The 25,645-nt window shown below is 36.7% G+C and carries 34 protein-coding genes; 26 read left to right on the forward strand and 8 right to left on the reverse strand.

Translation table 11 applies throughout. From position 1 onward, the window contains the following. Nucleotides 1–339 precede the first annotated feature (339 nt). Genes Q0976_RS21480 through Q0976_RS21490 form a run of 3 tightly spaced genes read left to right on the forward strand, consistent with a single transcriptional unit; the run spans nucleotide 340 to nucleotide 1,310 of the window. Entirely contained in the window at nucleotides 340–537 is a 198-nt protein-coding gene (locus tag Q0976_RS21480; RefSeq protein WP_299496318.1) for a hypothetical protein, read from the forward strand. Between the two features lie 38 nt (nucleotides 538–575). Next, entirely contained in the window at nucleotides 576–1,067 is a 492-nt protein-coding gene (locus Q0976_RS21485; RefSeq protein ID WP_299496320.1) for a hypothetical protein, read from the forward strand. Between the two features lie 12 nt (nucleotides 1,068–1,079). Next, nucleotides 1,080–1,310 (forward strand): hypothetical protein, encoded by a 231-nt coding sequence (locus Q0976_RS21490; RefSeq protein WP_299496322.1) that lies wholly within the window; start codon nucleotides 1,080–1,082, stop codon nucleotides 1,308–1,310. Between the two features lie 88 nt (nucleotides 1,311–1,398). On the opposite strand, the gene Q0976_RS21495 is transcribed toward Q0976_RS21490, so the two are convergent. Continuing rightward, nucleotides 1,399–1,890, reverse strand: coding sequence for a hypothetical protein (locus Q0976_RS21495; protein ID WP_299496324.1), 492 nt, complete (start codon nucleotides 1,888–1,890; stop codon nucleotides 1,399–1,401). A gap of 190 nt (nucleotides 1,891–2,080) precedes the next feature. Between Q0976_RS21495 and Q0976_RS21500 the strand changes: the two genes are divergently transcribed. The 19 genes from Q0976_RS21500 (at nucleotide 2,081) to Q0976_RS21590 (ending at nucleotide 16,124) form a co-directional block, all read left to right on the forward strand. Further along, nucleotides 2,081–2,260 (forward strand): TraY domain-containing protein, encoded by a 180-nt coding sequence (locus tag Q0976_RS21500; protein WP_299496327.1) that lies wholly within the window; start codon nucleotides 2,081–2,083, stop codon nucleotides 2,258–2,260. Between the two features lie 366 nt (nucleotides 2,261–2,626). Next, the gene (locus Q0976_RS21505; RefSeq protein WP_299496330.1) at nucleotides 2,627–3,193 is read left to right on the forward strand and encodes a transglycosylase SLT domain-containing protein; all 567 of its coding nucleotides are present in this window, start codon (nucleotides 2,627–2,629) and stop codon (nucleotides 3,191–3,193) included. A 14-nt stretch (nucleotides 3,194–3,207) separates the two neighbouring features. Beyond that, nucleotides 3,208–3,495 carry a hypothetical protein gene (locus Q0976_RS21510; RefSeq protein ID WP_299496334.1) on the forward strand — a complete coding sequence of 96 codons (288 nt, stop codon included), beginning with the start codon at nucleotides 3,208–3,210 and terminating at the stop codon, nucleotides 3,493–3,495. Between the two features lie 2 nt (nucleotides 3,496–3,497). Beyond that, complete coding sequence (locus tag Q0976_RS21515) at nucleotides 3,498–3,866, forward strand: VirB3 family type IV secretion system protein (RefSeq protein ID WP_299496337.1); 369 nt, start codon at nucleotides 3,498–3,500, stop codon at nucleotides 3,864–3,866. Beyond that, a complete protein-coding gene (locus tag Q0976_RS21520; RefSeq protein ID WP_299496340.1) occupies nucleotides 3,829–6,180 on the forward strand; it encodes a hypothetical protein in 2,352 nt (783 codons plus the stop codon). The genes Q0976_RS21515 and Q0976_RS21520 overlap by 38 nt, the downstream gene beginning before the upstream one ends. After that, on the forward strand, nucleotides 6,177–6,455 hold the full coding sequence (locus Q0976_RS21525; protein WP_299496343.1) for a hypothetical protein: 279 nt from the start codon (nucleotides 6,177–6,179) through the stop codon (nucleotides 6,453–6,455). The genes Q0976_RS21520 and Q0976_RS21525 overlap by 4 nt, the downstream gene beginning before the upstream one ends. After that, nucleotides 6,452–7,120, forward strand: a complete 669-nt coding sequence (locus Q0976_RS21530; protein ID WP_299496346.1) for a type IV secretion system protein — start codon at nucleotides 6,452–6,454, stop codon at nucleotides 7,118–7,120. The genes Q0976_RS21525 and Q0976_RS21530 overlap by 4 nt, the downstream gene beginning before the upstream one ends. Before the next feature lie 27 nt (nucleotides 7,121–7,147). After that, complete coding sequence (locus Q0976_RS21535; RefSeq protein WP_299496349.1) at nucleotides 7,148–7,408, forward strand: EexN family lipoprotein; 261 nt, start codon at nucleotides 7,148–7,150, stop codon at nucleotides 7,406–7,408. 10 nt (nucleotides 7,409–7,418) lie between these two features. Continuing rightward, nucleotides 7,419–8,378: a type IV secretion system protein gene (locus Q0976_RS21540; RefSeq protein ID WP_299496352.1), complete on the forward strand. Its 960-nt coding sequence runs from the start codon at nucleotides 7,419–7,421 to the stop codon at nucleotides 8,376–8,378. Nucleotides 8,379–8,607: 229 nt separating this feature from the next. Further along, entirely contained in the window at nucleotides 8,608–8,748 is a 141-nt protein-coding gene (locus tag Q0976_RS21545; protein WP_299496355.1) for a hypothetical protein, read from the forward strand. A gap of 220 nt (nucleotides 8,749–8,968) precedes the next feature. Then, nucleotides 8,969–9,115, forward strand: coding sequence for a hypothetical protein (locus Q0976_RS21550; protein WP_299496358.1), 147 nt, complete (start codon nucleotides 8,969–8,971; stop codon nucleotides 9,113–9,115). A 2-nt stretch (nucleotides 9,116–9,117) separates the two neighbouring features. Then, a complete protein-coding gene (locus tag Q0976_RS21555; RefSeq protein ID WP_299496361.1) occupies nucleotides 9,118–9,879 on the forward strand; it encodes a virB8 family protein in 762 nt (253 codons plus the stop codon). Then, nucleotides 9,876–10,631, forward strand: a complete 756-nt coding sequence (locus Q0976_RS21560) for a TrbG/VirB9 family P-type conjugative transfer protein (RefSeq protein WP_299496364.1) — start codon at nucleotides 9,876–9,878, stop codon at nucleotides 10,629–10,631. Before Q0976_RS21555 ends, Q0976_RS21560 begins: the two co-directional genes overlap by 4 nt. Further along, the gene (locus Q0976_RS21565; protein WP_299496368.1) at nucleotides 10,624–11,805 is read left to right on the forward strand and encodes a TrbI/VirB10 family protein; all 1,182 of its coding nucleotides are present in this window, start codon (nucleotides 10,624–10,626) and stop codon (nucleotides 11,803–11,805) included. The genes Q0976_RS21560 and Q0976_RS21565 overlap by 8 nt, the downstream gene beginning before the upstream one ends. Before the next feature lie 13 nt (nucleotides 11,806–11,818). Then, nucleotides 11,819–12,859, forward strand: coding sequence for a P-type DNA transfer ATPase VirB11 (gene virB11, locus Q0976_RS21570; RefSeq protein ID WP_299496371.1), 1,041 nt, complete (start codon nucleotides 11,819–11,821; stop codon nucleotides 12,857–12,859). After that, nucleotides 12,860–14,650 carry a type IV secretory system conjugative DNA transfer family protein gene (locus tag Q0976_RS21575; RefSeq protein ID WP_299496374.1) on the forward strand — a complete coding sequence of 597 codons (1,791 nt, stop codon included), beginning with the start codon at nucleotides 12,860–12,862 and terminating at the stop codon, nucleotides 14,648–14,650. Nucleotides 14,651–14,661: 11 nt separating this feature from the next. After that, nucleotides 14,662–15,075 carry a hypothetical protein gene (locus Q0976_RS21580; RefSeq protein WP_299496377.1) on the forward strand — a complete coding sequence of 138 codons (414 nt, stop codon included), beginning with the start codon at nucleotides 14,662–14,664 and terminating at the stop codon, nucleotides 15,073–15,075. Nucleotides 15,076–15,118: 43 nt separating this feature from the next. Then, the gene (locus Q0976_RS21585) at nucleotides 15,119–15,733 is read left to right on the forward strand and encodes a DUF6012 family protein (protein WP_299496380.1); all 615 of its coding nucleotides are present in this window, start codon (nucleotides 15,119–15,121) and stop codon (nucleotides 15,731–15,733) included. A gap of 46 nt (nucleotides 15,734–15,779) precedes the next feature. Continuing rightward, nucleotides 15,780–16,124, forward strand: coding sequence for a hypothetical protein (locus Q0976_RS21590; protein WP_299496383.1), 345 nt, complete (start codon nucleotides 15,780–15,782; stop codon nucleotides 16,122–16,124). Between the two features lie 77 nt (nucleotides 16,125–16,201). On the opposite strand, the gene Q0976_RS21595 is transcribed toward Q0976_RS21590, so the two are convergent. The 7 genes from Q0976_RS21595 to Q0976_RS21625 all read right to left on the reverse strand — a co-directional run bounded on the left by Q0976_RS21595 (nucleotide 16,202) and on the right by Q0976_RS21625 (nucleotide 22,095). Next, nucleotides 16,202–16,639: a hypothetical protein gene (locus Q0976_RS21595; RefSeq protein WP_299496386.1), complete on the reverse strand. Its 438-nt coding sequence runs from the start codon at nucleotides 16,637–16,639 to the stop codon at nucleotides 16,202–16,204. Nucleotides 16,640–16,660: 21 nt separating this feature from the next. Then, nucleotides 16,661–17,320 (reverse strand): YIP1 family protein, encoded by a 660-nt coding sequence (locus Q0976_RS21600; protein ID WP_299496389.1) that lies wholly within the window; start codon nucleotides 17,318–17,320, stop codon nucleotides 16,661–16,663. A gap of 291 nt (nucleotides 17,321–17,611) precedes the next feature. Continuing rightward, nucleotides 17,612–18,070 (reverse strand): hypothetical protein, encoded by a 459-nt coding sequence (locus Q0976_RS21605; protein WP_299496392.1) that lies wholly within the window; start codon nucleotides 18,068–18,070, stop codon nucleotides 17,612–17,614. Nucleotides 18,071–18,132: 62 nt separating this feature from the next. Then, nucleotides 18,133–18,345 carry a hypothetical protein gene (locus Q0976_RS21610; RefSeq protein ID WP_299496394.1) on the reverse strand — a complete coding sequence of 71 codons (213 nt, stop codon included), beginning with the start codon at nucleotides 18,343–18,345 and terminating at the stop codon, nucleotides 18,133–18,135. Nucleotides 18,346–18,405: 60 nt separating this feature from the next. Further along, nucleotides 18,406–18,612: a hypothetical protein gene (locus Q0976_RS21615; protein WP_299496397.1), complete on the reverse strand. Its 207-nt coding sequence runs from the start codon at nucleotides 18,610–18,612 to the stop codon at nucleotides 18,406–18,408. Between the two features lie 76 nt (nucleotides 18,613–18,688). Beyond that, nucleotides 18,689–21,757 carry an LPD7 domain-containing protein gene (locus Q0976_RS21620; RefSeq protein ID WP_299496399.1) on the reverse strand — a complete coding sequence of 1,023 codons (3,069 nt, stop codon included), beginning with the start codon at nucleotides 21,755–21,757 and terminating at the stop codon, nucleotides 18,689–18,691. Further along, on the reverse strand, nucleotides 21,751–22,095 hold the full coding sequence (locus Q0976_RS21625; RefSeq protein WP_299496401.1) for a hypothetical protein: 345 nt from the start codon (nucleotides 22,093–22,095) through the stop codon (nucleotides 21,751–21,753). Before Q0976_RS21625 ends, Q0976_RS21620 begins: the two co-directional genes overlap by 7 nt. A 371-nt stretch (nucleotides 22,096–22,466) precedes the next feature. Between Q0976_RS21625 and Q0976_RS21630 the strand changes: the two genes are divergently transcribed. From Q0976_RS21630 to Q0976_RS21645, 4 genes are all read left to right on the forward strand, one after another. Continuing rightward, the gene (locus tag Q0976_RS21630; protein WP_299496403.1) at nucleotides 22,467–23,000 is read left to right on the forward strand and encodes a hypothetical protein; all 534 of its coding nucleotides are present in this window, start codon (nucleotides 22,467–22,469) and stop codon (nucleotides 22,998–23,000) included. An 8-nt stretch (nucleotides 23,001–23,008) separates the two neighbouring features. Next, nucleotides 23,009–23,755: a StbB family protein gene (gene stbB, locus Q0976_RS21635; protein WP_299496405.1), complete on the forward strand. Its 747-nt coding sequence runs from the start codon at nucleotides 23,009–23,011 to the stop codon at nucleotides 23,753–23,755. After that, nucleotides 23,745–24,245 carry a hypothetical protein gene (locus Q0976_RS21640; protein WP_299496407.1) on the forward strand — a complete coding sequence of 167 codons (501 nt, stop codon included), beginning with the start codon at nucleotides 23,745–23,747 and terminating at the stop codon, nucleotides 24,243–24,245. The genes stbB and Q0976_RS21640 overlap by 11 nt, the downstream gene beginning before the upstream one ends. A gap of 587 nt (nucleotides 24,246–24,832) precedes the next feature. Next, the gene (locus Q0976_RS21645; RefSeq protein ID WP_299496409.1) at nucleotides 24,833–25,555 is read left to right on the forward strand and encodes a SprT-like domain-containing protein; all 723 of its coding nucleotides are present in this window, start codon (nucleotides 24,833–24,835) and stop codon (nucleotides 25,553–25,555) included. Nucleotides 25,556–25,645: the final 90 nt, after the last annotated feature.

Raw genomic sequence — 25,645 nt, forward strand, 5'->3', positions numbered from 1 at the left:
ATATCAAAGTAGATATCAAAGTAGATATCAAAGTAGATATCAAAGTAGATATCAAAGTAGATATCAAAGTAGATATCAAAGTAGATATCTACTTTGTTAGAGTAATTATCTTTCCCGACTGAAAAAGACACTTCCAGATAGTTACTTTGAGAGTGTTAAGGTTGGAAGCCTCCAATAGCAAGAAATTAAAAATATCATCAACATAAGTGTTTTAAATGTTGATAGTTTGTTTTTTTTGTGTGATATTTGCTGTGTTTTTTTTAGCCGTTAAGCCTAGTTCTTTTCGGCTTTTGAAAGTGTTACTGACAGTTAACTATCTTTACAGAAGGAATGAATATAATGGATATGAACGCAACTTTTGACTATGTGCAAGATGTGATTGGTGAGCAAGTGATGATAACTCACGTCCGTAATGTCAATTTGGTAAAGGTAAATACAGCTTACCTATCTAAAGGTAGTAAAATTGTGTCGTATAGTGATGATGAAAGTATGGGAGATATGGGGCCATTAGGGGGAGGTGGCGGGGTAGAGCTTTAACCCTTTAAGTATTTTAGTATTTATCTGGGAGGATAATAATGCTTTGGGGTGATTTTGTTTTTTACGCTGAGAATACAGAGACTATAGTAGCTGTCATGTTTTGTGTTGCCCTTTGGATTGTAACGGGCTTAAATGCTACAACTATAGCTTTGACGTCATGGACTTCTGGTAATTTTGTGATGGAAAGGATCTCTCAATTATATAAATATTTATTTAAAATTTACGGTAACCCTGAAATTTTACAGCATTTGTGGTATTTAACATGGGTTTTTTTCTATTCTATAATGCTTTTTTTTATATGGAAAATGATGAAAAAATATCAGTTAGCTGTAACACCGTATAGCAAAATGATTGCAGTAGTTATTTCATTTTTATCTTTAATTCAAGTTATGAGGTATGCAGACAGGTTTGTTTTTGGAACTGACATTCTGGCAATGTTTTATCAATGGGGGGTATTCTTTTTAAACATCATACCTGTAGTAGTGATCATGGTTTCTTTTAAAATCGCCTTTTCAAAACCGAAATACTAAGGTGTACGTTATATGTTAGTTTTAGTATCATTTCTAATGTTTTTGGTAAACATTTATATATTTAAAATGCTTAAGGATTTTTTTAAAGGTAATGCTTTTGTGCTTTATAATCAGCCGTTTAATGCCCACTCTCTTATTATGGATAGAAAGGGGATTAACTTAATGCCAGAGTCTAAGGTGAAACTCAAAAGTATAAATAGATGGAAGAGAAACATTGAAGATTATATTAACAAATATGATTAAAATGTTATCAATCAAATGGGGAACAGAACCCAATGGTACGTTTTGCACCGTTGGTTCTCACGCCTCATGACTAGACACTGATAGGTTTTTAGTTAGCGTTGGAGTCACGATTTTTATTGAAATAATTAAGTAATCTTGATGTTAAGGTCTTTTTTATAGGTTGTTTAGTTTCTTGCTCGCTTTCTATATTAGCTTTTATAGCATTAGGTAACTTTTTCGCAATCAGGAAAGCTGTATCTATTTCACTTTCCTTTATTGCATCTGCGTCACAAAGTAATTCGATTGCATTTATTACAAGTTCGTTTAAAGTCTCATCTGTCATTTTCGACAAGTCATATCTTCCTAGGTTAGGATCAAGTAACTCACTCGGACTGAGATCAAAACAAGAAGCTAGAGTATCGATTTTTGTTAATTTAGGATCGGTTAATTTACCTTCCTTTCTCAAATAAGTACTAATAGTGTTTTGACTTATGTAACCATGATTCATGGATATTTTTTCTACGTCTATCTGCCCTAAACGTTTCTGCCTCATTAGTGAATCTAAATTATTGGCCAAAATCAATCGTATATCTAATTTCATGTGTAAAACCCAAAAAAATGTTTCCAAAATGTTTAATGTTAATGTTGACAAATTAACATTAATCACTACACTGATTATTAATCACCGTAGTGATTAATGTTAAGTTCATGTTTGTGTGATATGAGTTTAGCAAATTTAACAAATTATTTTTAGGTTTACTTTTAACATTCGTAACAAAGGAGGTGGTATTTTGGCAAAATTTAACCGTTTCACCCATATGAATATTGAAATTGGGGAGGAAACCAACAAAGCGTTAGCGAGTTCCGCTAAGAAAAATCATCGCAGTAAGCGAAAGGAGGCGGCATTTGTGATCACGGAGCATTTTAAAAAATTAAAGCTGAAACAGCTTAAGGAGCAACCAAGTCACTGATTTTTTTTGAAGGATAGAAACCGTTTTGTGCTTGATTTATAAGCATAACATAACTGAGACCAGTACATCATTAGGGAGAATGTTTTTGAATAAAGTTAGCCGTTCTACTCATGTGAATACCATCAATCAAAGACTTCTGAGGTTGCTTTAAACGAAGCTTTGAAGGTTAATGAAAATACTCTAGTGCTTGGTAGCGCTAGGCGCGGTAAAACAATAATGAGTGTGGCAGCTCATGAGGGCAGAATTATCACCGTGGAAGATACGCCTGAAATGTTTATAACACCACACCACTTAGCGATACCCGAAGGTTAGCCGTAATAACCACAATGGAGTTGTACTTGTTAGGTTTATTTTTAGGGAAAAATTATGGTTTCAGAGTATATCAAGGCGTTTGCAAAGGTAGCTGTTCTCGATATTGCTGTCATGACGCAATTGCTTATAGATTGCCAGGATGTTGTCAATCCACAGTTACTACTCGGTCTTATTACTAATAATCCATATGAAATTAGCGCTATCAATAACACCATTGAACAACAAGCAAACACAGAAGGAGAGGCCACAACCATAATAGACAAATTAAGTTCGAAAGGGATTGGTTTCAATGCCGGAATAATGAAAATCCATAGCAGTAATTTTTATGATGTTGGACTCGATAACGCCACTGTATTTAATGTGTGTAAAAACATTAATGCAGGAGCAAAGCTTCTATCTAATTGTTTAAGCGCAACAAAGAAAAGTGATTATACCCAAGATGTGATGCAAGGAGCATATGCATGTTATCGGGCTAAAAACTTTCTATCTGATACTCAAACCCCTATGCAGTTAAGTCCTAGCGACGAAAAAACCTTTTTAAATACAACAACCGAATCCGATGTAAAAAGCCAGCAACACACTGTTGAGGCATGGGATGTATTTGGTGATTTCTCTAACTAAATAGGAAATTAACAATGAATAAACTTAAGTTCTTTTTCACAATCGTGTTTACCTTTATGTTGCTTAGCAATCCAGTTATCGCGGGCGGGCTTGCAGATGCAACAACAGAGGTAACAGAAATTCAAACGTGGTTATATGGGATCTCTTTTATTTTCTGCTTAATTTTTATGATATATCAAATTGGTATGGCCATGATGGACAAGCAGCAATGGGCTGATGTATTAACGGCGTTCGGTAAGGTTGCTATTGCAGGGGGCGCGGTTGTGGGTGCAACATGGGCATGGGGTATTTGGGGAACCTAAGCATGGAAGATGAACAGAAATATGCTAGCTATAACGCATTAGCTAGAAAAGCGCTAACAATGGGAATACCCATCACTACGCTACTCATATTTGCCTGTCTCATTATGGTTACTGGTTTTGGTGGGGTGATATTATTTGGTCTGGCTAAAGGGTTAATTACTCCACTAATGCTCTGCATTGTATTGTTTATCATCAAGTTCAAATGTGAAAGCGATTCAAGAGCAATGGAAGCAGTCAGTTGGGATATCAAGGGGGGGTTGTTCCGCCTCCGCTGTAAGGCAAGTGTTATTTCGTTCAATTCGTCTGATGATAGTCAGACAAGGAGAAAAAACCATGTCCGCGAATGGTTTAAAAACAATCGAGCTAATTAACCAGTTACCTAAATACGGGTACCCGATTAATCACCAGATGATATCGCTTGATGACTCAAAACTCATGGCAACAGTTTGTTTAAATGGGATGCCCTTTGAATCAGAGTCTACAGCCGTATTGGAGCAAGCATTTTTATTGGTGAAAGGTTTTTTTAATCAGCTTTCAAAGCTTCACGGGTCTAAGCTCGCGCTTTGGACACATATCATTAAGCGCAAGGATAAGCTTCAAGCACAATATCAATTTGACGATCCTTTCATGAGTAGTTTTTCAAAAAAGTATCTTGAATCATTTGAGGGGCAACGCTTTTTTAAAACCGATTACTATCTTACTTTCGTGCTTAAGTACGATAACTTGCTTGATGGTGAGGCAGATATGGAAGAATTGCTTAAGCAGTCTGTATCTGCGTTAAAGCGGTTTGATTGTTCTGTTTTATCCTTCAATGATGAAACTAGGCGTGTTGAACCTGCTGAGTTTTTATCTTATTTAATGAATGGAAAAGTGCAACCAATTCCCATAACGTCTAATAAAGTCGTTAATGTCATCAATAATAGTGATTGGCACTTTGGTTATGACTTATCGGAAATTCGTCATGCGAATAGTCAAACATCAAGGTATGCGACTTTTTTTGAAATAAGCGGCTACCCAAGTACCACTAAGCTAGGGATGTGGGATTTTATTTTGAAGCAACAATGTGAGTTTGTATTAACTCAGTCTATTGTATTAATGAAATCTCATGCAGCCATGAAGTTAATTGATAAGCAAATCAATTTAATTAGTTCTGGCTCTGATAGTGCCGACCATGAAATTGAAGAGCTACAGGCCGCAAGGGATTATGTGGCAACATCGGAAATCAGCTTTGGTGATTATCATGCTTCTTTAGCGGTTTTTGGTGATACGCCAAAAAGGGTAATGGATGATAGTTCAGATTTAGACGGTGAGTTCATGGCGCGAGACACCATGCTTAAGCGCTCGAACTTAAAATCCCTGTTTAGCTTTTTGAGTATGCTACCAGCGTCTAACAAGAGAGTGATGCCAAGCCCTCGAACCACAACGAACCTTGCTTGTGGTTGGTCTTTACATAACTATTCCAGAGGAAAGGAGAAAGGCAATCCGATTGGGGACGGCTCGGCGATTATCCCGTTAAAAACGGCGTCAGATGGCCTATTTCACTTCAATTGTCATGCGTCTGATTCTAATAAGGATGTGACAGGACAAAAGCTTGCTGGACACACACTATTAACAGGTGCGTCTGGCACAGGAAAGACGACCCTTTCAGCGGTAATTACGGGTTTCTTTACTCGCTTTAATCCGCAAATTTTTTGTATTGATTATAACCGTTCAACTGAGTTGTACATGCGAGCATTTGGTGGTGAGTATTTTGTTGTGCGAGAGGGGGTTGATACAGGATTAAACCCTTTTCAGTTGGATGATACACCCACGCTAAGAAGTTTTTTAAATAACTTAGTGTGTCGCATTGGGGCGGATGAAAAAGGACTTATAACGGCTGACGATGAACTCATTATTAAAAATGCCATTAACGCTTTAATGGTCAATGAGTTGCATCAAAGGGGAATATCAACGTTGCTACAATCGATACCTCCTAGTGATTTGAAGATTAGACTTTCAAAGTGGTCTCGAGATGATGGAGGAAAATTTGGGTGGTGTTTAGATAGTCCCATTAATACTTTCAACCCTTCGATAATGGATAGAGTCGGATTTGATGCAACCATGCTGTTAGAGGTTGACGGTAGCGGTAAAGCGCATCCTGCAAGTGAAGCCATCCTTGGTGTATTGTTCTTTTTAAAAGACCTCATGCAACAAGAAGGGCGTCTCATGATGACGATGGTAGAGGAATTTTGGATGCCAGCTAACTTTCCGCTTACTCAAGTGCAAATGAAACGTATATTAAAGGCTGGACGCTTAAAAAATGAGTTCATGGTGTTGGGGTCTCAATCCCCAGAGGATGCGATTAACTGTGAAATATTCCCAGCTATTGTTCAGCAAACGGCCACAAAGATATTTTTACCTAATCCTGACGCTGAATATGATGCATATCAGCGCTGTAATCTGACTAAGGGAGAGTTTGACAAGGTTAAAGCGCTCGATAAGGCATCAAGAACATTTCTTATTAAGCAATCAAATGTAAGTTGTTTAGCGAAGTTGGATTTGTTCGGATTTGATGAGTTTTTACCGATTATCTCAGGCTCAGATGATGTTATTTATGCATGTGAAAAAATAAGGGCTGAATACGGCAACAATCCCGATGTTTGGATTCCAAAATTACAAGCACTTATCAAGGATGGGGCAATATGAAAAAACGACTTTTAGCAGCCACATTAGCGCTATCAAGTGCTATCACGCCAATGGTTCAGGCAACGGGTATCTCTGTTATTGATGTGCGGGGGTTATGTGAAAAAATGAAAGTTGAATATAGTCATTCTCCTGATATGAGCGTTGTTATTGGTGGTGTTATCGTAAGGGGTGATGACGTTGTTCATGCGTGTGAGAAAGCATTTGTTGGACAAGATTATAACGTCGATGTTTGGGTGCCAACATTACAAGCGCTTATCAAGGATGGGTCAATATGAAGAAACAACTTTTAGTAGCCACTCTCGCGCTGTCAATGAGTGCTACCGCGCCCACGGTTCAGGCAACGGGTATCCCTGTTGTTGATGTTGCTTCAATCATGCAAATGGTAATAGACAGTTTACAGACAGGGATAGAGTTTGAGCAGCAAATTAGTGAAGCCCGAAACCGTTTACTGGAACTGAAAAATCAAGGTGAGCATTATCGGGATATGGTACAAGGCCATTATAATTTTGAAGACTTAATTAATGACCCAAACCTTAATCAGTTTATGAATCTTGATGAATGGCGAGATATTTATGACGATATAGGCGAGTTGGACAGTTTACGTGATAAGTATGGCCTACGCTCAGATAACCCGTCTTTGCAAGCTCAGTATGATACTAAGTTAAGGCAGCTTAACGCTCAACAAAAATACTACGATGCAACAATTAATCGTAATAATCAATTGCAAAGTTTAATGGCACAATTCACCAGTGCAACCAACCCAGCAGTAAAGGAGGATTTAGCGAACGCAATTACATTGCAGCAAACTCAGATAGAAAACGATAAGGAGATGATGAAATCACTAACAGTCTTGATGAGTGAGCAATCACAAATTGAAAGTGAAATTAGAGAAAGAAATGAGCTAGATGAGTTTTTAACCATGCCAGATGAATTTAGATAACCAACACCATTATTAAAGGACGAATAAATGAAATATATTACACTCATTTTTATATTGTTACTAAGCGCTTGCTCTGACACTAGCCCATTGCTTGATACATCTGAAAATAAAACAGTTGAGTATTACATGCAAAATCAAGATGTAATGAATGAAACAGTTGAGCATTGCAAATACCTTGAAAGCCCGCGTAAGTTCCCTAATTGTATAAAGGCAATTGAGGCCAATGATAAAATTGAACTTAAAGAGCTTATAGGTAGTTCAGATGAGCTTAATTTTATAAAGCAATAAGGCTTTAATTATGTTTGAAAGCATTTTTAATTTAGTTGATATAGCAATAAATGATAATATTGCTAATATAACGATTAAACTGATAGATGTAATTAAACCGCTTCTGGGCGCTTGCATAGTGTTATATGCTGTGGTCTTGTCTTATAAGGCTTTATATGACAGTCAGAACCTAATGGTTATGGAGTCAGTTAACTTTATCATTAAGTTGGCGTTGGTTTCATCTATTGCTTTATCTGCAACGTATTATATCGATACGCTAGCCCCTATCCTTTTAAATATTGGTGATGATATAGCTAGTCAAATTACAGGAGGTGGTGCGGCTACAAACACTATTCAGGTTATGTTTTCAGAAACAATGGATAGAATTACCGCTATGATAGAAAGAACTTCATTAGATTGGACGAGTTCGGTTAGTTGGCAAAAATGGGCTATAAAATGGTTGTCGATTATTATGATATTAATTGGTGCGATCCCTTTTATTGCTATCTCGTTTATTTATCTTTTGGTCGCTAAAATAATGATGAGTTTCTTATTAATCATCGGGCCAATTTTTTTAATGATGTCAATATTCCCCTCCACACGTTCATATTTTCAAGCGTGGACGGGGCAGTGTTTTAATTATGCATTATTGACATTGGTCTATCCTTTGGCGTTTTCTCTTTTTCATGCGATTTTAAATTTTGGGTTTTTATCTAGAACGCCCAGCTTTGCCATGTCGGGTTTTGCTTTAATTATTTATATCGGACTCATACTAGCATCATTACAAATACCCTCATTTTGCTCAAGTTTAAGTGGTGGGGTGGGTATCAGTGGGTTGGTTGGTTCTCTCAACTCATTGGGTAGAACGGGTTCCAAAGGGGCGGGGTTGTTCGGTAAGGGCGCAGGTCTGGCAGGGAAGGGGATAGCAAAAACAACAAAAGGAGCGGGTAAAATATTTGGAATAGGCAAAGGGAAAATATCAGCAGGATAGTCCGTTAAATAAAACCCAAGGCTTGATGGAGTATGTAAATACTAAGCCTTAATTTCAAATTAGGTTAATTAATTATGAGTCGATATATATTAGTCGCCGTGGTGATGCTGTGCCTTTCATCATGCGCTGCTCAATATAAACATGTACCACCAATTACAATACCAGTTTATCTATCAAATTAGATACGGCTGGTTGTTAATAAACTTTAAATTATAGATAAGGAAATATTATGAGTGATTATTCAACTAGTAAAAGCATGGGAGATATTGAAGGGATGGTTCAAGGTGCTGAAATAGAGTTAAGTAGCTTTATCCATTTTTTTATCTTTAATATCCTTACTTGTGTATTTTTCAGGGCACACATTATTTAATGTTGAATTGGAATTTGATGGGATTTTAATTTTTATGACTCATTCTTTGGGGTATTCTTTTGTTGCCGCCATAGTAATAGAATTTTTAAAGTTCATTTTTTCTTCTTTAGCCGATATTTTTGAAAGGTATTAACTTTTGATTTTTATTATGCCGTTTTTTTCGTTGTCGGCATATTCAGTATTCTGTTTTTATTAAATCATAATCAATGGAAACCATGTAATGAACAAATTATTGTTTTTTGTTGCCGCCATAGTATTGTCTGCTTGTAGCTCTATTCCAAAACCCGTTGAACCAGAGGGTGATAAATCAAATGTAAATCCGCCTGTTGTTTATTTAATTGAATTGTACAAAAAAGAGGGAGTGTAATAATGGGTAATGTTATCAATCCAGCTTTTGATGAAAATAAAATCAATATTCAAAAGAAAACAAACAAGGCGGATAAAACTGCGGCAGACCGTTATTTAAAAGAAATTAAAGAGTTTGAAAATGACCGTGTCGCAATCGCTAAATCATCGGCTAAAAAAGCTTGGAGAGTCGCTGGGGCGTTTGGGGTTATCGCTATATTGGCCGTGGGCGCAGTCATGGGATTAACACCGCTTAAGCGGGTTGAAAACCACCTAACCATTATTGACCCACAAACGGGCATCGCACAAACGTTAAAGCCTATGTCCGATGCCCAAACGGTCACTTACGGAGAGGTGCTTGATAAATACTGGATAACCCGCTTTGTGATTGAGCGTAACGGTTATGACTGGGAAACCATTCAACACAATTACAATATCGTTGAAACCATGTCTAATGACAAAGTGTTTAACGTCTATTCTAGAGCCATTAAAGCAAAGGATTCTCCACTTGAAATCTTTGGTGAAATGAGATCTATCTTAATTAAAGATGTGAGTGTGTCATTTCTGCCGTCATCTTCCCAAGACAGTATTTTAGCGCAAGTTCATTTTACCCGAAAAGTGATCGCCAACGATGGCGAGATAGCCACGAGCTTTAAGCCGACAAAATGGATAGCAACAATCACCTTCAATTATCAAGCCACTATCGAGACCGAAGAGGACAGGATGCTTAATCCCTTGGGCTTTATGGTGACGTCATACAGAGAAGATAAGGTGAACATACAATGAGAATATTGATTATGACATTCGCATTATGCGCGGCGTTCTCTGTTGTTGCCAAGGTCACACCGAAAACAGAGGGCTATGATAAACGCATTGCTACAGTGCAATACAACCCTAAAGACGTCATCGTTATTCACACTAAGATGGGAACAACAACGCTCATTCAGTTAGATGAAAATGAAACCATTTCACAGAGTGATTCAGGTTTAGGTATTGGTGATGCAAAGGCTTGGGGTTTTAGCGTTCGTGGCAACAATATTTTTCTTAAGCCTACTGCTAAAAACCCTGATACCAATTTGACCATCGTCAGTGATAAAGGCCGAACTTATTCGTTTGATTTGGTCACACGCTGGCGACCGCACTACATTGTCAAACTCGAATACAAAAAGCCAAAAACAGCCAGTGATTATGCATTAAAAATCCCATGCAGTGATGGAGCGCAAAATTTTGACTACTTGAAGTGGGGAGATGCGGAATTAGCGCCACAGTACATGTGGGATGATGGCCGTTTTACGTGCCTTAAATTCACAGAAAACGCCGAACTTCCTGTTGCATATCAGATTGGTAGCGATGGCAAAGAGTCCTTAATAAATTATCACTTTAATCAGGATACGATGGTTATTCGCAGTGTGGCTAATGAGTACCGTTTAAGACTGGGGGAAAGGGTGCTGGGATTAAGTTCCGATAGAGTGAAATACAGTGGTTACAACCACAAAGCGACCAGTAACAAAGCAAAGAGAGGGATTAAAGATGAGTGATATTCCTAATGCATATGAAGGTAATGATGATTTAGACCGCGCAGATTTGAATATTGGTGGCCGTACCAAAAAAGATAAAAAAGTGGCGTTTATGATTTTTGTTCTGGTATCGATTGCCGTCATCTTTATTGCCATCTTTTTTGTTGTGAAAGCGATAGCGGGTAAAGATGAGAGCCAAGAGCAAGAGATTGCCAGTAACACCGCAGTGACTTCCGTTAAAGTCAGTAAAACAGACAATAATGATGCGTTTTTTGATGCTTTTAACGCAAAAAAAGAAAGAGAGAAAAAAATCAAAGCAGATAACGAGAGAAAACGAATAGAAAAAGCCCGTCTTGCAGCCTTGGCCGCCGAAAGAGCCAATACCCAAATAGGTAAAAACCTATCGACACAAGGCACCGTAAAAGATACCCCTCCGCCCCCGACGCCACCTGTTCGTGAGGTTAGCAATAACAGGGACGAACTCACACCAGAGCAGCGGAAAATGGATAACACTGTCATGCTGAAACTGGGAACGGGCAACGTCCAATTATCTCAACAAGGAGAAGCGGATAATCGTTATACGGTGGCCGCTTTTGCTAATGGGAGCGCGGCTTCTCGGGGACGTAATGGGTTAGATTTTTTATTGATGCATGGCTCCTCTATTCCTTGCGCCCTTTATACCCAAATCATTTCAGATTATGAGGGGTTTGTGACGTGTCGCGTAATTCAGGACGTCTACAGTGCCAATGGCGCGGCGTTATTAGTTGAGCGCGGCTCGCTTATCAGTGGCCGTCAACAAGTGGCAATGGAGCAAGGCAAGTCCCGTTTGTTTACCACATGGGCAGATATTGAAACGGTTAACGGTATTTCTATCAAGCTTGACTCATTAGGCGCTGGGCGGCTTGGGGCGGCTGGCTCTCAAGCTTGGGTTGACCATCATTATATGCAGCGCTTTGGTGGCGCGGTGTTATTGAGCTTCTTAGATGATGCATTTTCCGCGATCGCTAATCATGCGAAAAATTCTAACAGCAATGTGACCTACGATAATTCAACTGACAATGCTAATGATATGGCTGCGTTAGTGTTGGAAGAGAGTATCAAAATCAAGCCCACTGGCTACTCAAAAATCGGTCAACGTATCAATATCATTGTGGCTCGGGATATTGATTTCTCAACTGTCTATCAATTCGAATAAAGGGGGCGTGGTGATGAATAATCAAAACATTAGTCATATACCGGCGACTGATAAATCGATTACGATCAGGTCGCAATTTATGTTGGCAGGACTCACCCCTATTTTGAATTTAGAAAAACTGACAGAGGTTGCGATTAATGAGCCTTTTAAAGTTTGGTTCGATAGAGGGGAGGGGTGGGAATGCCAAGATTTACCCAAGTTAACTTTTGAGTTATGCATGGACATTGCGCGGTCTCTGGCAGTCTACGCGGGGCTAACCAATCCCTTAAATGAGAACAATCCGATAGCCTCGGTTATCTTGCCTGATGGGGAAAGGGGACAGATAGCCATCCCCCCCGCAACGGAAAATCATATTGTGAGTATGACGTTTAGAAAGCCATCCAAGGCGAGGTTTACCCTTGATGACTATCAGAATACAGGGCGCTTTGGCTTAGTTAAAGAAACAATCATTTCAAATATTCAGTTATCCGATAAACAGCAAGCATTATTGGACTTAAAAGAGGCTGGAAACTTTGTAGAGTTCTTTAAACAAGCCGTTAAGTCAAAAATGAACATTTTGCTTGTCGGCGGAACAGGTAGCGGGAAAACAACTGTGATGAAAGCAATGGTGGATGAGTACCCCGAAACCGCAAGGCTATTTACAGTTGAAGATGTGCATGAATTGGACTTACCTAATCACCCAAACCACTTGCACTTGTTTTATAAACAAGGAGGACTGACACCAAAAAAAATCATTGAAGCGTGTATGAGAATGAAGCCTGACCATGTGTTACTTGCTGAGCTAAGGGGGGATGAGGCGTGGACGTACCTTGAAATGCTTAATACGGGGCATGAGGGGAGTATAACCACTATTCACGCTAATAACTGCCATTCAGCCCCTTCTCGTTTAGCGGGGCTGGTTAAACAATCTGAGGTCGGAAAAACCTTAGATTATGAGCATATCATGCGCACGATTAAAACCAGTATTGATGTTATTGCTTTCTTTAAGCACACGAACTTAACAGAAATCTATTATGACCCTGAGTTGAAAAACTCACTCTTAAGTGAGGCTTAAATGGCGACTTTAACCAAAACAAAACAGATAACGCTTCTATTTTTGGTTTCTTGCATACTCTTTGCCATTGTTGGCCAGTATGCAGGAGGGGCGTTTTTTCTTAAAGAGACTTCCATTCCTCTTAGGTATTTGAGTTATTCAACACTCTATGATTACTGGGGGGAGTATATTAACCATCGTGATTTCAAAGGCACATTAGGGTTCTCAGCCATCATTGCGGCATCAACTACGATTATTCCTTTATCGTTAATGCTGTTTTTTATCATGGTATCGCATAAAAAAGAAGAGCTTCACGGCTCGGCCAGATTTGCGAATGAAAAAGAATTGGCTAAATCAGGCTTGTTCCCCAAAGAGAAAGAGCGAAAACAGCCCAGTATTTTACTGGGTAAAATGAACGAGGGACGCTTTAAAGGAAAGTTTGTCGAGTTAATGGGAAGTCTCTTTGTTGGTCTCGGCGCGGGAACGCGCATGGGTAAAGGGGTGAGTATGGTACTACCTAACTTAGTGACTTATATAGGCTCTGTTGTTGTACTTGATATCAAGCTTGAAAATTTTACGAAATCAGGTGGCTTTAGAAAAAAGCATAATCATGAGGTGTTTTTGTACAGTCCAGATGGTTATAACCCTGATGATGTTGAGAATCCTGACGGTTGCAATCCGAATGAGTTAAGAACTCATGGCTGGAACCCTTTTGATTACGTAAGAAGACATAAAGCCTTTCGAATTGGCGATATATTAACGATAACAACCTCACTGTATCCACTGACAGGTGATAAAAATGACGTCTGGAATCGGTTAGCGGGAAAATTGTTTAAAGGCTTAGCACTATGGTTATTAGATACTGAAAATATCACGAAACAAACCCCAACGTTACCTTATTTGTTCTCATTAACGGGTGTTGAAGGGGGACTTGATAAATGGATGAAAAGAGAAATAAGTCAAGGGTATTTGTCCGATGATGCTATCTTAGAGTTTAATAATTATATCGCTACTGCAGAGGAAACCAAGGGCAGTATTTTATCTAGTTTAGTCAGCCCGTTAGCCATTTTTAGTGATAAAGTCGTTGCAGCATCCGTTAGCCACTCAAGTTTTAATTTCAGCGACTTGAGACGTAAGAAAATGGCGATTTATGTTGGCATTCAGCCAGGAAATTTAGGTAAGTTTAGCACACTTATTAATTTGTTTTTTGAGCAATTAATTAATGAAAACACTCGTGTTTTACCTGAGCAAGATCCAACTCTAAAAGAGCAATGTTTACTATTAATGGATGAGTTCACATCCATTGGCCGTGTATCTCAAATAGCCAAATCTATTAGTTTTATGGCAGGGTATAACTTGCGTTTTTTGCTCATTTACCAGAATGAAGCACAGTTAGAAGATAAGTATGCTTACGGAAAGGAGGGAGCAAGGAACATTCTTAGCAATTTAGGGGCAAGAGTGATTTTCCCACCCAAGGAAGTTGACGATTCCGTTAAACGTTTATCTGAAACGTTGGGCACTAAAACGGTAAAGGTTAAAAACAAATCCATTAGCCGAGGTAAACACCCAAGCACCACACGCAACAGTACTCCACACAAACGCGCCTTAATGATGCCACATGAAATAGTCGAACTGGGCATGGAAAAGCACGAAACAGCCCCGCTAGGAAAAAAATCAATACTGTTAAAAGAAAACCAACGAGCATTCATCATGGATAAGATTTTTTACTTTGATGAACCCATTTTAAATGAGCGTGTTGAGTATTCCAAAAACAATATTCCGACAATTCCCTTAATTCGGCTACAAAACTAAAAGGACTTGATATGAACAAATTAAAAGCAATGCTATTGGTGTTCGGTTTATTAATGGCAAACAACAGCTACGCACTCGATTTAAGCAGCAAATCGAAACTGGCCTGTGAAGCGTTACTCTGTGCGGTCGGAATAGCCATCCCAGACTCACATGATGAGTGTCGAGAAATACTCATTGATTGGAACATCTATTTAGCGACACTGGGCTTTTTTTCCAGTCCGCCCAGTTGCCCCAAAACAGACGCGACAGGGTTAGTTGTCGGTTTTGCTGAAATGAATTGCAACCTCATTCAGGACACGAGTTTACGCACTGAATGTCTTAACGCAAGAAAGAAGCCCCCTGTTAATCAATGTGAAGGTTTGCCGCCACAGCAACGGGCGCGGTGTGAATGTACCCAAGGTGGACGCTCGAATGTTTGCCTTTAAATAAAATGTTTAACCATTTTTTAATCGATAAGGACAGAGATTGATGAAAGTACATTTAATACCAAGCATTTTTAATGAGTACAGTAATGTAGATGTAGAGTTAATTGATTTATCGTTTCCTGAACTTGATTTGGTTTTGAAGCAAGGTATAGATGTGGTTGTAGGTAGGCCATATCCCAATAAGTGCATCGACGTAGTCAGGCGAAAAGAAGGCCGTAAGGCGATTAACGGCATTTTAGTAGAAATCCCTAATCATATAAAATCATTCACTCTAGTTACACGTTGGTCGGTTGACGCTGAGCGGGTATTAACACATACAGTTAATTATAATTTAATCGATTCGGATTATGATTTTGCTAGCCAAGACCCTACGTTGTGGTATGCCACTTGTGACGGTAGCCAAGAAAATAGAATGCCTGTTAACAGTACAATCCCCTGTAATTTCAATGCTCGAATGAGGATTATCTTTAATGAAAAAAATACAAATAAAGAAGGAAACTTTATAGATGAATATCAAGGTAATATGCTTGTTTCCAGAATAGAAAACTATCCGTTACCAACCATCAAAGAGGCTCACTTGTATGGTAGATATAATCTTCATTTAAAGCGTATGCCGAATATCAATGATGCATTTCAATTAATTGAATCAAAAGGATAAAAATATAAATGAAGTTTGTTTATAACTGGAAAAAGGACTGATGAATATGAATGAAAATAATGAGTTAATCGTAAATACCAGTGATGTTGTAAATAGATTCATTTGGTGTACATGGTTTTCTGGTAGTAAAGAGCAATTCGTTGATTATGTTTTAAAAATGCCTCAATTAACGCCAGAAAACCTATGGGATTGTCTGTATAATCTCTCTTATGATGGCTACATTAGAGCCTTGAAAGAACAAATTAAGTTTAATGAAAGTGACATTGATAAAGCTGTAAAGGCTAATTGTTTTGATAGGGCTTTTAAATTAGATCTTATTAATACGGGCTTGAAACTTGCAGAGTTTAAAGCAACATCTGGCGAGCATGATCCCTACACTGTCACCGACTGAAAAGAGAAAACCCCTTATTCAATAAGGGGTTTTCTCTTTTATTCACCAATCATCATAGACGCATTTTTTTCTAACGATCATTGAACAACATTTTTTTGCATTAAGGCTATAGCAGATGCATCAATAACAGCCATACCACCACATTGATTGTGCTCAGTTGAACCTCTATTTTGCATAACTGCTGAACTTTTATATTGATTTAATTCTTGATTGGATATAACTCTTCTGTTTATGTGATAATTATCGCCGTCACACTCTATAACCCCCTCATCCGTCCAAACAGGAATACTTACTGCCATTGAGTTACTATAATCGGTAACTCGATAGTGTCCGTCTATACAAGATGAGCTAGGCGCTTGGCGTTTTCTTTCTGCTGCTTTTTCCATTTCTATTTTATAATTCATTTCCTGTCTGTATTGATAATCATTGTACAATTCGCTTCCAACGCAAATAATAAATGCTATTAAAAAGGTAATCAAAAGAACAACAAATCTCACAGTTTCTTCTATATACATATTGCCCCCTTATATTGAACTTCAATAACTTTTGAATGCAGTTAATAAGAAATGGTTAATTGGGTTTTCAATCAAAAAAACACTCAGATACATTAAGACTAAGGTTAATAAACTTGATAGTGACGAGCGAATAAAGCCAAAGTTATGCACTGTTTTTAATAGTAAAAACAATATACATGCAAACCAAATATACATAATCCCGACAGCCAAATCAGCAGCTAGAATATAAGGGTCTGAACTTATAATGAAAACCATATTTTCAAGTGTTGATAATGTTAATTTCCCATCAATAAGTTCTTTATCTTGAAGGGTTTTTAGTGGTATTTCAAGAACGTTTATAAAAACAAATAGAGGTAATGTGTATAAAAACGCTGATATCGACTTGAAAAACCCACCGTTACCAAGAAGAACCTTAGCGGAGATATACGAAAATATTGAGTATATGAAAAATAACATTATGTTGGTGGTAACATTTAAAATAAAAAAAATTATTCCACCTTCTACATTATTTATTCTAAAGGATGGAACACCTAGTAAAGTTACTATAAAAGAAATGACAACAGATAATAAAAAAGCCTTTGTAAAAACATTCCTATTATTATTAATTGAAGAGAATAAGGCTGCTGGATTACTGATTAAAAGAGCGAGTACACTCATATTTTTTGATGTTGAAGCTTCCATTTAAAGATCCTTTTTTATAACCATGTTTGTAAGGTATTATATCAACCGCATCTTTTCATTCTTTTATATTCATATATATACAATATAATTGTTACGATAAAAGTTACTATTGTAATACGTTTATCTCCCGTATTACTGTTATTAAATAATAACAATAATTCACCGACAAGTAATATTAGATTATATGGCCATTCCCCCATCCATTTTGAGTATTTTTTAGATGTTTTTTTTGAAGGAATAAAGCATAACATAATGATATTCATTAAATATAAAGTGATATAAATCATAAGACTATATTGTTGGGCTAATAGCGGGATTATTTACTAAAATACTACACTGTGTTTGATTATTATTGCATAACGATATAGTTTTATCGTCTTTTTCTACAATAATAGCCTCAGTATTTACAGAAAGATTGAATGGGTTTTGGGTGAAATAGGTACCTTCTGTTGTATTAATTTCAACCATTTCATTTGTTGAAGTTATTTTGATAATTTCCCCCACTGATTGTTGATTAATTATCTCATTGTTTGAAATAGAAGTTCTTAGAATGAAAGATATAAGTACAAATATACTTAACAAAAAACAATGCTTAAGGACAAAAGAATAAGTTTTTTCAAGGGAGGAGTCACCTCGGAAAGTCATATAATGAAATATATTTGTTATGGTTTCTTTTACTGTATTTTTTTCTGTATTTACAGATGATTCAGTTTCGTTACTCATTTTCATATCCTTATAGGTTGCACCCATGTACTTCCTTCTCATGAGCTAATGATTCGTATAATCCGATAGAATTTATACCAAGTTCAACTTCACGCATACTTCACTTTAAGAACTGAGTATTCAGTTGTATGCTCTATGTCGATGACTCGCCCAGAGCTTTGTCCTGCAATAGTATAACCTGTTGAAGAAAGAGATATAAAATCTCCTTTGGATACTGGATTTTTAAAACTAAATTCATTGTCTCGCTTAGGGTCAATTAATCCTTCATTGGCATGTGAAGTGACATAGTATTTAAATCTCATTTTCTTTTTCCTTTATGTAAGTAAATGTATTCATCTGCACAAATTATGAGCGATTATCGCTCACATGTAAAGTTTTTTTGAGCGATAATCACTCATTTTTTCAGTTTTTATACCTAGCACAATTAATTCCACAGCGCGACGGCGGTTTTTCCACCAATCATAAAATGTTCGTCGAGGAATTTGTGCATAATCGGCCACTTCTTTAGCGTCCAATCCACAATTATCCTTACAAAAACGCGACAATTCATTTTGCTCATTATTCATCATGTTTAGAATCTAATTCTCTTTAATAAGTTTGCCATTGATATACCCCTTTTTTTACATAAAAAAGGGGTAAAGATTATCACTGTTTCATTTTTGGCGCATCATGAGTAATAGGCTTAACTTCTAAAGGCTCGCCTTTATTATCAAATGTCTGTGGTATTGCTTGGCTCTGCCCTGCAACAGATAAATCAAGCTTCCCTGTCTGGATATCTTCTATCGTATAATTCTTAAGGAATTTGTCATTATTTCTGATCTTTTCCAGTAGATCATTATCTAATTTACTGGGCTTATTATCGTTAAAATAGACATCCAACGTGTTATTTTTAGCATCCCATTTATAGGTAACAGCAACTGTTTTTTGCTCTTTCTGAGGAGACAGTTCGTCTTTAATCGTGTCAGTTTCTAACTTATCACTATTGATAGACTCCTGATTATTTTCCTTCGCTCCCTTGCTAATGATGTCAATTTTCCACTCGTTGTAATGAGTGTCCTTCTTGATAGAGTTAACGATGTTGCCATCATCGTCTTTAATATCTTCAGTTACCGTGACACCTTTTTTATCTGTCACTTGTAAACTAACTTCATCACCAATTTGGGCTTTTGATTTAACCATCGCCTCTTTAAGCCCTTTCCCCCACTTAATATCACCATTACTTAACTTAACAAAATAGCTTTTTGCTGACCCTTCAAAAAAGAGATAGTCGGCTTCACCGTGTTCAGTTATAACCACTTTTTCAGGTTCTTTTTGAGCTAATGAATATCGGTTATTATTTTCAGTTTTGGGGTCTGGGATCTTAGTTATAGGTGCGGTGAAATTCGCTTGATGAGTCGATTTCTCATCACTGGATTTGGATTGTTGGGTTTGTTGTTTGGCTGTATTGTCAATGGTATTGACGGATTTTAATGGAACAACATTGCTCTCATTTTCATCTTTAAACGTTCTGGCCTTGATGAAGTCGGCTTGCATCTTCTTATCGTTAAATACCACTTTTAAATTTTTAGCGACAGCCACGTCAATGACTTGTTGTTTAAATTCTTTTGTGCCTGATATCTTAAGAACGCCAAATTTTTCAGCAGCCAACTCCATTGCTGCGCCAATATGACGAATATCAGGCTGGCGTTCTGCTAAGGTGATCCTGTTTCCCGTATCGGTAAAAGCCACTTTTCCATCTTCAAAGCTTCTAAATTCAACTTTACCGTTGGATAAGTCTTTACGGGCGACAATATCAGACATTTGCCCTTCAAGTTGCCTAGCAAGCTCCCTGCTACGTTTAATCATATCAGCCGTTTTGGTTAAGCTGGTAGTATCTTCATCAACACCAGATATTGAGTTTTCGGTGGATTTTAAAGGGGTTCTTAATTTAGCTAAATCAGATAAAGCCATATCGTTGATTCCTTGTTGTTCTAATCGCTGCAAGTGCTTAAGGATCATGATTGATTCATTAAGGCGATCTTGCTTAGATTTTGATGTGTAACCGCTGGTTGTGTAATGACTCGCAAAACTGATTGAATTAACAATCTGCTTGTCTCGTTTACTACTCACTTGGGATTGATAAACATCAATTAAAATCCCTTTTGTTTCATTCCAAGACATGTGCATGTGCTTGGTACAAAAATCACTAACGTTATACGCTGTAGTGCCTGTTTTAATACGCTGAGAACCGTCCTTAGCGTTAATAATTTGGTAATCTTCTTTATCGAGACCATGACTAACCGATAAATGCTTAAGGAGATTGCTTGCTTTTAAATCACGCCTTAATACTCGGAAAAACTGTAATTCATGGTTTTGCTCTGCACTCTCCAAATGCTCGGACAGTAGGCGTTCTGTCAATGTCTTAGGCTCTGGCCTTTTAACTAAATGAAGAATGTCATGCTTAAGCTTTAACTTTGTATTAAGTCCGTCGAAATCCCTTATTCCTCTTCCTCTTCGGTTAGCATTAGGCCGTCGCAATTGGTGATCTCCACGGGTTCCTGTGGCGACCAAATGACGCTTTTCATTATCATGCAAAACACCTTGGGGAAAAATTGGCCGTTCTCTTCCACTTCTAACCAAATTGCGTTTGGGCAAACTTGACAGGCCGTTTGGGATGTCGGTAAATTTTCGGGTTCCAATTCGGTTAATACTAGGCTTGAGATCTGCCGCCCGTCCTCTCTCTGGAAAATATTTGTTTTCGAACTCTCTTTTTCTGTCATTTAAAAATCCTTCTTTAAGTTTTGGTGATAATGAATAATATTGCTTTCGTATTTTTGGTGAGGCTGGATGAATAAACTTCTTTTCATGAGCAATAACATTTACCCAATCATCAAGTAAGGTGTAAATCTTATCATCACTAGGTTTAATTCGCTTTAATTCTCTATTCTCTATAAAGTCAGGTTTAAAACAAGATTCAGTTAATCTAATATTTTTATTCTCTCCATGAGGTTTGAACTTAATATATTCATCCTTAGAGCCTAATTTACCATATTTAACTTCTCCATGAGAAGTTAAATAATCAATAAAATCATCTTTTGATTTTATGTTCTTTTCGATTATTGCATCAAACAATTCAGACTTTAACTTTACATTAGCACCTTTAAAAGCATCACCTTTATATCGACTAATGAACTTTGAATTCCCCTCAAAATTTATCTTCCTTTGATTATCATAAGGGGAGGATAATTTAAATTCTCTATTAATCGTTTCTTGTATTGAATCATGGTAATTTTCTGAATCCGTATATTTACCAAATGGATTAAACTGCTTATTAGTTAATAGGTGTTTTTTGGGTAAAACAATATGGACGTGGGGGAACCGTTCAATTTTTTCACCTGTTTTTTTATCTTTGTAACTTTTTATTTTTGGTTGGTGTATTTCAGCATAAATATTGTATTCCTCACTATCATAAGCTGACATTAATCTTTCTTTGTATGCCTGATAGACTTCTGCTATTTTTTCATTGCTAAAGTCTTTTTCACTAAAGCTTAAGGTGATATGAAGATAGTTTTCTTTACTATCCATAGAGTTTATTATTTGTTGAGTTAGCTCTAAGTTACCATCTAAACAAACGCGATTATCCAGTTGATCTCGGCTTAGCTCTCGGCCAGACTTTATCCCATCTTTAAGATATTCAACAATACCAGACTTACCACCTGTTACTCTAGCTAACATTTATCTATTGCTCCAGAAAAAAGCTTTTCTAAAGAAATAAGCTTATTAAGAGTTTCAATATACAATCGTTCGTTAACTATCCCGCCTCTATAAGCTTGGTTAATAGACTTAGCAATTTGATTGATATTATTTGATGCTTTGTTGGCAAGAAAGACGACCCTTTCTTTATCTGGATTGTTTTTGTTGTTTACTGCAATCTCAATTTCCCTACTAAGAATAACCTTTTTAAAAAGAGTCCCCCTTTTTAAATTAGTGGATTCTAAAATATCACCAAATGGTTTGAACTCGGTTGGTGTGAGCTTTACCTGTATATGTTCTGTTGCTTTTTCTTTTGTCATATTGGGAACTCGTAGAGTTTTAAAAGGGTTCTAGGGAATTTCCCTAGGCACACGAATAGTATAGTTGAAGCGGAGCAAAAAGTATACTTTCGACAGCGTGCCTATGTTTATCTTTAGGGTTTGATTTTTGATTCTTTACCTCACTAATTTATCACTGAATCAATAGCAAAAAATCACTGAATTTAGATTTATTAGCAAAAAATCACGGATTCATCACTTACAAATCACTAAAGAAAAAACGAAAAATAGGCGAAAAAAGCCAAAATCACTAAAAAATCACTAAAAAAATAGCAAAAAATAACATTTACCTTTGAGATATTTTGAAATAAGTAATAGAATTATATTTGTTACTTAGTTATGGACTGTGTTTTATGGATATTGATGAACTGAAAACATCGTTAAAGCGTGAAAGAGAAAGCGGTAACTTTCGTTTACAAGCTATTTTTAATCGTCATATAAAGGAGTTTGAGCAACTAAAAAATGAAGGATATAGCTATAGTGGAATAATAAGAACGTTAGATTTAAATATATCATTAAATTACTACACTAATTTAATATCTAGAGCGAGGACACACATTAATAAAGACAAAGGTAATATTAAATCAGATAACAACCGTTCTCATCTAGCTAATAATGAGAATGAAAAAGAAAGTCATGATATTGCTGAAAATAAAACTTCAACTGTTATAAAAACTAAAGAGGAGTCTCCTCCACCACACTTAGAACTTAAACATTCAGTTGAGGAGTGGAACCTTAAAACGGGTGTGAAATTATCCGAAAGAATGTTGTTTAAGTTGGAGAAGAGCAACTTAACCCCTCAAAAAATATGCGACCTAAATTTAACTACAGCAACTCAAATAATAAACTACGTAACTGAAACAGAAAGTAAGACAAAATATAAATAGGAGATATTATGTTTTTAAAAATAGCAATTATGAATAATAGCGGTAACGTTGGAAAAAGTATGATTTGCGATAACTTGCTGAAACCACGAATCCCAACAGTGGAAACAATAAAAATTGAAACTATAAATTCCAATGGTACGCTTGATGAGACAGTATCAGCAAAAAATATAAAAAGGGTTTTTGACCTTATAGATTCTTCCGATGTGGCGGTGATAGACGTTGGCGCTTCAAACATAGAAACGTTTATGGAAAATTTAAGTAAACTAAAAGGGGCGCATGAAGATATTGATTTTTTCTTTATACCTACAACACCAAAATCCAAACAACAAATCGATACAATATCAACAGTCGAAGGATTATTAAATTTAGGCGTAGATGAAAATCAAATAAAATTAATATTTAATTTTCACGACAATGACCTGACAGTTGAACAATATTACCCACTTATATTTGAAAGTGAGTTAAAGTCAATTTTAAAGCTGGATAAAAAAGAAAATATTTTCACTATTACTGATAATCCAGTTTTTGATATGCTTGGAGAAATGGGAACCTCATTTATCGATATTGCTAATGATGAGCGTGATTTTAAATCTATGATTAGAGCAAGCAAAGATAAAACAGAACGTTCTATTTTATCTCACCAACGAAGTGCCCAACGTTTAGCTAAAGGGTTTATTGAAGAACTCGACATGACATTTTTAAAAATAAAAAATGCATGTGAATTAGAATTTGAAGGAGCAAATAATGGAAAGTGAAGCATCAACTTTAAGTAAAAGCAAATTAGGCCAAGCTATGCAGGATGCAGCCTTGGCAAATATAAATGAAGATATTAATAATATTCATGATACACTTGAAAATATTATTAATGAATTTCCTGAAAAGGCAGAAAATCAACTTGAGTCTGTTCGAGAAAGTATTTTATCTCTTGAACAGGCACTTAAAGTTGTGCCACAGGCGTTTGAACAGAACTTTGCAAAAAAAATGAACAATCTCATCGATGCAACTAATGAGATTGATTTACATAGTAAAAAACTAAGTCAGACGTTAAAAAAGGATATGAGTCAATCTGTAATCGATCAGTCTGAATTACTCGCTAAAGAATTTAATAAGCGTTTAGGCGGACAAACATTAATATCAACATGGACGTTATTTAAATTTGGCATTTATTGCACAATATTAGGTGGTTTTTTAAGTGCTGTTCTTGCGTCTTGGTTTGTGTGGGTTGGTTTTCCTAAAGTATTTTAATAGCGTCACTGAACATTTTCTGGCTATAGAACCAAGGTAAAAAATGCTTTCAAGTCGTTACCTTGGTTTTGCCTACGGCCATCTTAGGGGCTGAGGAGTCCATAACGAGCTATAAAATCAAAAACGTGTCCAGCAGGAAGGCGTCCATTTATTGTGTGTTACCCTCTCAGAGCTTCAACAGTATTGTTAAGCACAACCAGCCAGTAACAACAGAGCAAGCCACCAGTGGCTTGGGTATCGCTCCGCTCCCATCAAACCTACGGTTTGATAATTTTATTTTTTAGCTTTATGAAGTCCCGCTTTATATCGGGTGCATAACAAGACATAGCCAAGGCCATTAATGCAAATTTAAGCCACATCATGTCGTTCTGAATTGAAAATGATGCGAGCAATGTTAGAAACCCCAGTAATCTAAATTTATTTCTATGCGTCATGCTTACCTGCTCCTTTTTGAGTTAAGTCCTTTTCAGTATAATTAACTTCTCAAAAATCATCTGATTAATCGCTATATTTTAATTTTTGGATTGCACAATCCAAAATATAGACCATACTGAATTGGATTGTACAATCCAATTCAGGGAAGGATAATGACACCAACAAAAACCACTTATCACGAATTACAAATAGCCTATGATTTTTTCAATAAGCACCTATTTAACTCCAACTTACCTACTTGCTTAATAACATTGCAGCGAGAAAAAAGAACTTATGGTTATTTCTCCCCTGAACGCTTTATTAATAGAGAAGGTAATAAAACAGACGAAATAGCAATGAACCCCGCTTATTTCGCCATATGTCCCCCAGAGGAAATCATGCAAACCTTAGTGCATGAAATGACGCATTTATGGCAACATCATTTTGGTCAATCAGGTCGTCGGGGGTATCACAATAAAGAATGGGCTAACAAAATGGAAAGTCTGGGGTTAATGCCTTCATCGACAGGAAAAGTAGGAGGAAAAAAAACGGGGGATTGTATGGGTGATTATGTGATTGAAAATGGTGATTTCAAAAACTTTTGTGACGCCCTCTTAACCAATGATTTTAAAATCTCTTGGGCTGATAGGTTCCCTGCTAGAGAAAAACTAATACAGGCCAATGAGAACGGCACTATTAAAGCTATTGCAGAAGAACTAGCAGACTGGGGGGTTGAAATTACAAATGATGAGGGTGAGCTAACAGTGGAATTACTCGAACAAAAACCTACACGATCTAAATTTACTTGCCCAAAGTGTGATGACAGTGCTTGGGGAAAACCTTCTTTAAGTTTGATATGCGGTAACTGTAATGTTCGCTTCAAAGAAATAAATTAAATCATACGCTAATTAGAGTATACCCTATTTGACCAGCATTATTGAATAGGCTAAAATAAATATATAGCAACCTTAAATGGCCACCTGATT

It is taken from the genome of uncultured Shewanella sp., assembly GCF_947501665.1.
Lineage (GTDB): Bacteria > Pseudomonadota > Gammaproteobacteria > Enterobacterales > Shewanellaceae > Shewanella.

What these genes read in the sequence shown, in the direction of transcription:
- Q0976_RS21480 (WP_299496318.1), top strand. Translation starts at nt 340, where the DNA reads ATGGATATGAACGCAACTTTTGACTATGTGCAAGATGTGATTGGTGAG.
- Q0976_RS21485 (WP_299496320.1), top strand. Translation starts at nt 576, where the DNA reads ATGCTTTGGGGTGATTTTGTTTTTTACGCTGAGAATACAGAGACTATA.
- Q0976_RS21490 (WP_299496322.1), top strand. Translation starts at nt 1,080, where the DNA reads ATGTTAGTTTTAGTATCATTTCTAATGTTTTTGGTAAACATTTATATA.
- Q0976_RS21495 (WP_299496324.1), bottom strand. Translation starts at nt 1,890, where the DNA reads ATGAAATTAGATATACGATTGATTTTGGCCAATAATTTAGATTCACTA.
- Q0976_RS21505 (WP_299496330.1), top strand. Translation starts at nt 2,627, where the DNA reads ATGGTTTCAGAGTATATCAAGGCGTTTGCAAAGGTAGCTGTTCTCGAT.
- Q0976_RS21510 (WP_299496334.1), top strand. Translation starts at nt 3,208, where the DNA reads ATGAATAAACTTAAGTTCTTTTTCACAATCGTGTTTACCTTTATGTTG.
- Q0976_RS21515 (WP_299496337.1), top strand. Translation starts at nt 3,498, where the DNA reads ATGGAAGATGAACAGAAATATGCTAGCTATAACGCATTAGCTAGAAAA.
- Q0976_RS21520 (WP_299496340.1), top strand. Translation starts at nt 3,829, where the DNA reads ATGTCCGCGAATGGTTTAAAAACAATCGAGCTAATTAACCAGTTACCT.
- Q0976_RS21525 (WP_299496343.1), top strand. Translation starts at nt 6,177, where the DNA reads ATGAAAAAACGACTTTTAGCAGCCACATTAGCGCTATCAAGTGCTATC.
- Q0976_RS21530 (WP_299496346.1), top strand. Translation starts at nt 6,452, where the DNA reads ATGAAGAAACAACTTTTAGTAGCCACTCTCGCGCTGTCAATGAGTGCT.
- Q0976_RS21535 (WP_299496349.1), top strand. Translation starts at nt 7,148, where the DNA reads ATGAAATATATTACACTCATTTTTATATTGTTACTAAGCGCTTGCTCT.
- Q0976_RS21540 (WP_299496352.1), top strand. Translation starts at nt 7,419, where the DNA reads ATGTTTGAAAGCATTTTTAATTTAGTTGATATAGCAATAAATGATAAT.
- Q0976_RS21545 (WP_299496355.1), top strand. Translation starts at nt 8,608, where the DNA reads ATGAGTGATTATTCAACTAGTAAAAGCATGGGAGATATTGAAGGGATG.
- Q0976_RS21550 (WP_299496358.1), top strand. Translation starts at nt 8,969, where the DNA reads ATGAACAAATTATTGTTTTTTGTTGCCGCCATAGTATTGTCTGCTTGT.
- Q0976_RS21555 (WP_299496361.1), top strand. Translation starts at nt 9,118, where the DNA reads ATGGGTAATGTTATCAATCCAGCTTTTGATGAAAATAAAATCAATATT.
- Q0976_RS21560 (WP_299496364.1), top strand. Translation starts at nt 9,876, where the DNA reads ATGAGAATATTGATTATGACATTCGCATTATGCGCGGCGTTCTCTGTT.
- Q0976_RS21565 (WP_299496368.1), top strand. Translation starts at nt 10,624, where the DNA reads ATGAGTGATATTCCTAATGCATATGAAGGTAATGATGATTTAGACCGC.
- virB11 (WP_299496371.1), top strand. Translation starts at nt 11,819, where the DNA reads ATGAATAATCAAAACATTAGTCATATACCGGCGACTGATAAATCGATT.
- Q0976_RS21575 (WP_299496374.1), top strand. Translation starts at nt 12,860, where the DNA reads ATGGCGACTTTAACCAAAACAAAACAGATAACGCTTCTATTTTTGGTT.
- Q0976_RS21580 (WP_299496377.1), top strand. Translation starts at nt 14,662, where the DNA reads ATGAACAAATTAAAAGCAATGCTATTGGTGTTCGGTTTATTAATGGCA.
- Q0976_RS21585 (WP_299496380.1), top strand. Translation starts at nt 15,119, where the DNA reads ATGAAAGTACATTTAATACCAAGCATTTTTAATGAGTACAGTAATGTA.
- Q0976_RS21590 (WP_299496383.1), top strand. Translation starts at nt 15,780, where the DNA reads ATGAATGAAAATAATGAGTTAATCGTAAATACCAGTGATGTTGTAAAT.
- Q0976_RS21595 (WP_299496386.1), bottom strand. Translation starts at nt 16,639, where the DNA reads ATGTATATAGAAGAAACTGTGAGATTTGTTGTTCTTTTGATTACCTTT.
- Q0976_RS21600 (WP_299496389.1), bottom strand. Translation starts at nt 17,320, where the DNA reads ATGGAAGCTTCAACATCAAAAAATATGAGTGTACTCGCTCTTTTAATC.
- Q0976_RS21605 (WP_299496392.1), bottom strand. Translation starts at nt 18,070, where the DNA reads ATGGGTGCAACCTATAAGGATATGAAAATGAGTAACGAAACTGAATCA.
- Q0976_RS21610 (WP_299496394.1), bottom strand. Translation starts at nt 18,345, where the DNA reads ATGAGATTTAAATACTATGTCACTTCACATGCCAATGAAGGATTAATT.
- Q0976_RS21615 (WP_299496397.1), bottom strand. Translation starts at nt 18,612, where the DNA reads ATGATGAATAATGAGCAAAATGAATTGTCGCGTTTTTGTAAGGATAAT.
- Q0976_RS21620 (WP_299496399.1), bottom strand. Translation starts at nt 21,757, where the DNA reads ATGTTAGCTAGAGTAACAGGTGGTAAGTCTGGTATTGTTGAATATCTT.
- Q0976_RS21625 (WP_299496401.1), bottom strand. Translation starts at nt 22,095, where the DNA reads ATGACAAAAGAAAAAGCAACAGAACATATACAGGTAAAGCTCACACCA.
- Q0976_RS21630 (WP_299496403.1), top strand. Translation starts at nt 22,467, where the DNA reads ATGGATATTGATGAACTGAAAACATCGTTAAAGCGTGAAAGAGAAAGC.
- stbB (WP_299496405.1), top strand. Translation starts at nt 23,009, where the DNA reads ATGTTTTTAAAAATAGCAATTATGAATAATAGCGGTAACGTTGGAAAA.
- Q0976_RS21640 (WP_299496407.1), top strand. Translation starts at nt 23,745, where the DNA reads ATGGAAAGTGAAGCATCAACTTTAAGTAAAAGCAAATTAGGCCAAGCT.
- Q0976_RS21645 (WP_299496409.1), top strand. Translation starts at nt 24,833, where the DNA reads ATGACACCAACAAAAACCACTTATCACGAATTACAAATAGCCTATGAT.